Source organism: Stenotrophomonas sp. 2YAF22 (genome assembly GCF_052114665.1).
Classification (GTDB): domain Bacteria; phylum Pseudomonadota; class Gammaproteobacteria; order Xanthomonadales; family Xanthomonadaceae; genus Stenotrophomonas; species Stenotrophomonas indicatrix.
This window is the reverse complement of the sequence record NZ_JBFRFE010000209.1, coordinates 1-6,271: the sequence shown is the minus strand read 5'-3', so window position 1 is coordinate 6,271 and position 6,271 is coordinate 1. Positions and strand designations below refer to the sequence as shown.

At 66.9% G+C, this 6,271-nt stretch carries 6 protein-coding genes; 3 read left to right on the top strand and 3 right to left on the bottom strand.

The features are described 5' to 3' along the window. Nucleotides 1-735: cupin domain-containing protein (locus tag AB4Y84_RS10220; RefSeq protein ID WP_442250090.1), on the top strand; the 735-nt coding region annotated here is incomplete at its 5' end. A gap of 25 nt (nt 736-760) precedes the next feature. Here AB4Y84_RS10220 and AB4Y84_RS10215 read toward each other — a convergent pair. Continuing rightward, nucleotides 761-1,411 (bottom strand): DMP19 family protein, encoded by a 651-nt coding sequence (locus AB4Y84_RS10215; protein ID WP_442244271.1) that lies wholly within the window; start codon nt 1,409-1,411, stop codon nt 761-763. A gap of 91 nt (nt 1,412-1,502) precedes the next feature. Beyond that, on the bottom strand, nt 1,503-2,396 hold the full coding sequence (gene phhA, locus AB4Y84_RS10210; RefSeq protein ID WP_025875475.1) for a phenylalanine 4-monooxygenase: 894 nt from the start codon (nt 2,394-2,396) through the stop codon (nt 1,503-1,505). 125 nt (nt 2,397-2,521) lie between these two features. On the opposite strand from phhA, the gene AB4Y84_RS10205 reads away from it, so the two are divergent. Together AB4Y84_RS10205 and AB4Y84_RS10200 are read left to right on the top strand one after the other, a co-directional pair. Beyond that, the gene (locus AB4Y84_RS10205; RefSeq protein ID WP_442244272.1) at nt 2,522-3,004 is read left to right on the top strand and encodes an Lrp/AsnC family transcriptional regulator; all 483 of its coding nucleotides are present in this window, start codon (nt 2,522-2,524) and stop codon (nt 3,002-3,004) included. A 104-nt stretch (nt 3,005-3,108) separates the two neighbouring features. After that, nucleotides 3,109-5,115, top strand: coding sequence for a hypothetical protein (locus AB4Y84_RS10200; RefSeq protein WP_442250089.1), 2,007 nt, complete (start codon nt 3,109-3,111; stop codon nt 5,113-5,115). 35 nt (nt 5,116-5,150) lie between these two features. On the opposite strand, the gene AB4Y84_RS10195 is transcribed toward AB4Y84_RS10200, so the two are convergent. Beyond that, nucleotides 5,151-6,143 carry a patatin-like phospholipase family protein gene (locus tag AB4Y84_RS10195; RefSeq protein ID WP_336023002.1) on the bottom strand — a complete coding sequence of 331 codons (993 nt, stop codon included), beginning with the start codon at nt 6,141-6,143 and terminating at the stop codon, nt 5,151-5,153. Nucleotides 6,144-6,271: the final 128 nt, after the last annotated feature.

The following is a 6,271-nucleotide window of genomic DNA, read 5'->3' as shown; positions in this document are numbered from 1 at the left end:
CAGGTGGCGCGTGACCACGGTGCCACGCCGGTGCTGGTCACGCCGGTGGCACGGCTGCTGTACGACTTCGGTTCGCTGCTGGATACGCACGCGCGTTACACGTTGGCGATGCAGCAGCTGGCCACACGCGAGCACGTTGCACTGATCGACCTCAACGACCGCAGCATGCGCTGGATCCGGGCGCTGGGCGAGCAGGGTGCACGCCCGTACTTCCTGTTCGTGCCGGAACAGCACAAGGCCGACGGCACCCACTTCAGCGTAGCCGGTGCCAACGCGGTGGCGTGCCTGGTGCTGCGCGAGGCGGTGCAGGTTCTGCCGGCGCTGCAGCCTGCACTGGTGCGCGATATCGACTGCGATGTAATGGGGGTGGGGCAGGGCGGCGATCCTGCGCGTGCCTCGCAGGTGGTGCACGAAGACACGCTGGCGCGCACACAGTCGGGCCCGCATGGCGGCGGCGGGCCGACCACGGCGTACCCGTTCTTCGCCGATGCGCAGGGCCTGCCGTTCGTGCTGCGCAAGCGCGTGCTGCACAAGGGCGCGGGCATCGGCCTGCATCCGCAGCACAAGGATGAGATCTACTACATCGTGAGCGGGCAGGGCAGCTATGTGCTGGATGGAAAACAGCACGACGTACGTGCGGGGCATGCGTTGCTGACGCGCAAGGGCAGCAGCCATGCGCTGCAGCAGGTGGGCGAAGAGGATCTGGTGGTGCTGTTGGCGTATCCGCGTAACTGAAAAAGCAGCCGAGCATGGCTCGGCGCTACAAGGGCTCGGGACCGAATTGCTGCAGGCCAAGCCGCGCCAGATCTTCGGGACGCTCGAAGTAGGCCTCGTCGAAGGCATGCAGCGCCTCCTGCTCCTGTTGGGTCATCGCGCCGTACAAGTCGGTCAGTTCCTTGATCGCAGGATCATCTTCCAGTCGATCGAGCAGCCCGCGCATGCCGGCCAGGATCGCGTGCGTCTGCACTGCCCCCATCGCCTGCAATGCACGCAGTGCCAGCTGGCAGGTGGGGTCGCCCCAGTTGCACAGGAACTGCATGAAGCCGCCGTTGTTGATGTCCGTTTCCATCCGCCACAGCGCCACCAGCTGCTGGTCTTCATCGGACAGCGCATCGAGCGACCATGCGGCCGCCTTCAGGCGCGCCAGCGCGGCTTCATAGCGGTCATCCCACACTTGGTTCGGAACATCGACCAAGCCGCGTTCCTGCGCCGGCAGCAGCGCGGGCCAGTTCACGCCCAGCCCATCGGTCGTGAGCAGCCACTGCGCGCGCTGTTCAGCCGTGGCCTCGAACAGCGCAGGCACCCAGCGCAACGGCTGCCGGGTGCGGCGGCCGTCGGCCAGGGTCAACAGGATGAAGTCGTCATCGAAGGCGACGTCGGTCGCGCGCAGGGTGGCAAACACATCAGTCATGCCGTGCAGGATAGCGGAGACCCAGGATTGGCCCCCTAATCTTCAAAAGCTGCAGACGCTTTTGAAGTTTAGCCGGACCTCGGCTGTCGCCTCACACATCCCCACCATCAGCCCAGCCTTCGCCCGTGCCGGCCTGGAACACGCGGTCGTCGGCCTGCACGTCGCCCGCCGGCAGGTGCGCCTGGTCGGCCAGTGCGGCGTAGATCGGGGTGAAGTCCGGCGATGTCGCCTGCATCAGCTGTTCGAAGCTGTCGATGACGAAGTAGGTCTTCTGGAAAGTGTCGATGCGGTAGCGCGTGCGCATGATCCGCTGCAGGTCGAAACCGATGCGGTTCGGTGCCGCCGACTCCAGCGAGTACAGCGATTCGCCCTTCGACGAGACGATGCCGGCACCGTAGATGCGCATGCCTTCGGGCGTGTCGATCAGGCCGAACTCCACCGTGTACCAGTACAGGCGGGTCAGGTTCTGCAGCGCCTCGGGGCCGATCGCGTGCGCTTTGACGCCACCACGGCCGTACGCCTCCATGTAGTTGGCGAACACCGGGTTCATCAGCAGCGGCACGTGGCCGAACAGGTCGTGGAACAGATCCGGTTCGGCGATGTAGTCGATCTGGTCGGGGCGGCGGATCCACCAGGTGACCGGGAAACGGCGGTTGGCCAGGTGATCGAAGAAATCCAGTTCCGGCAGCAGGCCTTCCACGCCGACCAGGGTCCAGCCGGTGGCCGCGCCCAGCACTTCATTGAGCTGGTCGAAGCGCGGGATCATGTGCGCGCTCATGCCCATCTCGTCCTGCGCATCCAGGAACTCCTGGCAGGCGCGGCCGACCAGCAGTTCGCGCTGGCGCTGGTACAGCGTGCTCCAGGTGGCGTGGTCGTCGGCGGTATAGGTGTCCCACGGCTGCTCGACGAGCGCGGTGGTGTACACCGGCACGTAGCCCTTGTCGGTCTGCTGGTGTTCGACGCGGCGGGGCTGGGCGAGGTCCATGGAAGACTCCTTGACGGGATACCCACGATGCTAGGGCAGGGGGCGCGCAACAGGGTTGCAAAAGTTGCGCGGATTGACCTTGTTGGCGCAATATCCTTGCGTACTCACCATGTTGCGGGGCAACAATGGCCGGAGAAGTCCAGTTCGATCGCACGGATATACGTCTGCTGGCTGAAATCCAGCGTCATGGTCGCGCCACCAACGCGGAGCTGGCGACACGGGTCAACCTGTCGCCGTCGGCCTGCCTGCGTCGCCTGCAGCGGCTGGAAAGCGAAGGGGTGATCGTCGGCTATGGCGCGCGCCTGGAGCCACGCCGGCTCGGTCTGGGGCTGCAGGCGTTCGTGCGCGTGCAGCTGGAAAAGCATGACCAGGCCGCGATCGGGCACTTCGTCGACAGCGTGCAGGCCTGGGATGAAGTGGTGGCCTGCCACGCCCTGACCGGCGACATGGACTATCTGCTGCATGTGTATGTGCGCGATCTGGAGCACTTCTCGCGTTTCCTGCTGGACAGGCTGCTCAACGCCGGTGGCGTGGCCGATGCCAATTCCAGCTTCGTGCTGCGCACGGTGAAGGGTTTCCAGGCATTGCCGTTGTCGCAGTTGGAATGAACCGGCTGCCGGGCGATTTGACGGCGGCGGACGGGTAGTCGAGCATCGCTGCCTTGCGGCGCGTGCACGCGCAGGTGCCGCCGTGTTCTTCTTCGATTGCAGGCATGTCCGATACTCCGCACCCGGTGCTCCACACCCTTTTCCTGCCGCTGCGGCGCAAGACGCTGGCGCGTTTCATCGGCCATGGCACGGCGCCGCAGACGGCGCTGGAACAGGCCGGCCTGATGGCTGCGCTGCTGTGCYGCCAGCGCCTGCATTCACCGGCGCAGGTCGAACGCCTGCTGCACGATGCCTGTGCGCTGTTTGCCGCCGACAGCAGCGCTGCGACCACGCATCTGGCGGGGCAGGGCGGCGGCGCGCAGCCGGAACTGGATGCTTGGCTGTCCGACCTTGCTGCCAACGGCGTGCTGCTGGCACCGGCGGAGATCGCCCAGGCCTTCCTCGCCAGTTCACCGCAGCACTACCCGGGATTGGCGCTGCAGCAGGCCTGCCAGGAGACGCTGAGCGAGCATTCCATTCGTTTTCCCGCAGCCTTTGGCAGCGAGGAGGACGTCGCCGATGACGCTGTCGAGGCGGCAGATGCCGATACGCACGCGATCGAGCGCAACGGCCTGTACACCTCCGAACAGGCGCGAGTGCTCCGCACGATCGCCGCCAATCCGGACGAGCTGATCGACCTCGACGGCTACGCCGGCACCGGCAAGGGGCACCTGGTGCTGGCGCTGATGGATGCGCGACCGGGCCGCTATACCTACGTGGCGCCCATGCGGGGGCAGGTGGAGGCGTTCCGTGCCCGCGTACGCGGCGAGACCGCCAAGCGCCTGCTGACCCAGATCGAGTTTGCCAACCTGCTTGCGCAGCACGCAGCCCGCACTGGCAGGACCGGCGGCTTCGTGGCGACCTACCGTATCAGTACCTTGTCGGCACGCGAAATCGCGGCCCGGATAGGCCTGCAGGGCGTCGGCAGCAGAACGCCGGAACAGATGCTGAGGACCGCACTCGATGCCATCACCCTGTGGTGTGCATCGTCGGCCACCAGCCTGCAGCCCTGGCACTTCAAGCGCACGGTGCACTGGTCGATGATCAACGCCGAGCCCTATATCGCCGCCGCCGAACACGTCTGGCGTTGCATGTTCGACAGCGCCACCCAGCGCGGCGGCTGCCTGAGCCTGACCACGGGCCACATCGGCAAGTGGTTGGCGCTGCGTGGCGTTGCCCCGCCAGTGGAAATGGGGATGCTGCTGATCGACGAGGCGCATGACCTCAGCCCGTCATGGCGGCAGTTGCTGGCCGCGCATGTGCCGGGTGTGGTCAGTCTGGGAGATCCGCACCAACGCCTGAGCGGAAGCGTGCCACGCTGGAACGCGGCCAAGGTGGTGGAGATGCACCAGTCGGTGCGGCAGGGCAGCCAGGTCGACGGTCTGGTCAACCAGGCGCTGGCGATGGACTACCTCGGGCGCGACAGCGGGCCGTTCATGGGCGCGACCGACCGCGCCACCGGCGTGCTGCACTATGCAGACTGGTCGCAGGTGCCCGACGGCGGCATCCGCATCTACGGTGACCTGCTGCGGCTGATGCAGGACGCGGCGCGGCTGCACGTGCGTGGCGCGCGGGTGCACATCCATCCGTCCACGCTGCGACTCCTGAACGCGGCCCTGCGCAAGCCGATCGAGGCATGGAACACGGTCCGCGAAGGTGGCTCCCTGCGCGACTGGGAGCGCGTGGTCGAACAGTTCCAGGAGCGCGGCGAAGGCGCACTGGCTGACCTGTTCAGTCGCAGCGACAGCCCGCAGACGATCATGCAGACGCTGCAGGCCCTGGTCCCGGCCGAGGAAAGCCAGCTGGTGCTGTGCCTGGCCGAACATGCGAAGAATCTGCAGTTTGAAGTTGTTTCGATGTCCGACTGCTGCTTCAGGGCGAAGCCGGCCGAGCGCTCCAGGCACAGTCCGGTGCGTGCCGCCTATGTCGCGATGACCCGTGCCAGTCGACAGCTGTGGGTACCGGAAGGGGCGATGGAACACCTGCAGACGAGCGCTGCCCAGCATGAATCGGCCAAGCAGGAACAGCAGCTCGAACGCCAGCACGCCGCCGGGCATCGCCCGCGGCGTTGACCACGGCGCCGCTCAGCGGCGGCGCCCTGCAGCCCTCAGCACTTTTCCTTGCGGCCCATCAGCTTGCCCAGGCGCGAAGGCTCGTCGCACTTGGGCGCCGCCACCGGTGCCGGTGCCAACGCCGCGGCACGGGCCTTCTGCAGCTGCTGGATTTTGGCGCGGATCTGCGGCATCGCCGCCATCGCGGCCTTCTCGCCTTCCAGGATGGCCGTGCCACGCTGGCTGAAATCGGCAGCACCGATGTCCAGCACCTTCGGCCGGATCACGATGTCGGCGCGCGCCAGTTCCTGCTCGCCCAGACGCTGGCCCATGATCGAGATCGACTGGTTGACGATGCCGAGCATGCCGGTCGGTGCCTTGCCGCTGGCCTTGCTGGAGATGTCCACGGCGATCACGAACTCGGCACCGAGCTGCCGTGCGGCATCCACCGGCACTGGGCTGACCACGCCGCCGTCGATGTAGTTGCGGCCACCGATCTTCACCGGCTCGAACACGCCGGGGATGCTGCTGGAAGCACGCACCGCCTGGCCGACGTTGCCGCGCACGAAGATCGAACGCTCGCCGGTTTCCAGCTGGGTGGCGACGGCGGCGAACGGCTTCTTCAGGCGCTCGGCCGGGCGGTTGGCCACCTGTTCGTTGACGTAGTCCTGCAGCTTCTGGCCCTGCACCAGGCCACCGGAGAACAGGCGCACGTCGCGGATGCTGGCTTCATCCAGCGCCACCGCCTTGCTCTGCATCTGGAAGGCATCCATGCCGCTGGCATACAGGGCGCCGACCACGCTGCCGGCGCTGGTGCCGGACACCACCACCGGTTCGAAGCCGTTGGCCTCGAGCATCTTGATCACGCCGATGTGCGCAAAGCCCTTGGCCGCGCCGCCGCCGAGCGCGATGCCGATCTTCACCGGCTTGGCCTGCGGAACCACGGTGGGCTGCGCGGGCGGGGTGGGGCGGACCTCTTCACCACCACAACCGGCCAGCAGGCCAATCAGGGCGACGGACAGCAGCACGCGGGGGCGGAACAGGCTCATCGGCAGTGCGCTCGCGGCGCCGGATTCAGGAAAGGGCGCCAGCATACCGAAGGCGTGGCGGAGCGGGCAGGGTGGGGGGATTCCCCATTCATGAAATCACCTGCCGCCGACTGGGTAGTGCCGGCCGC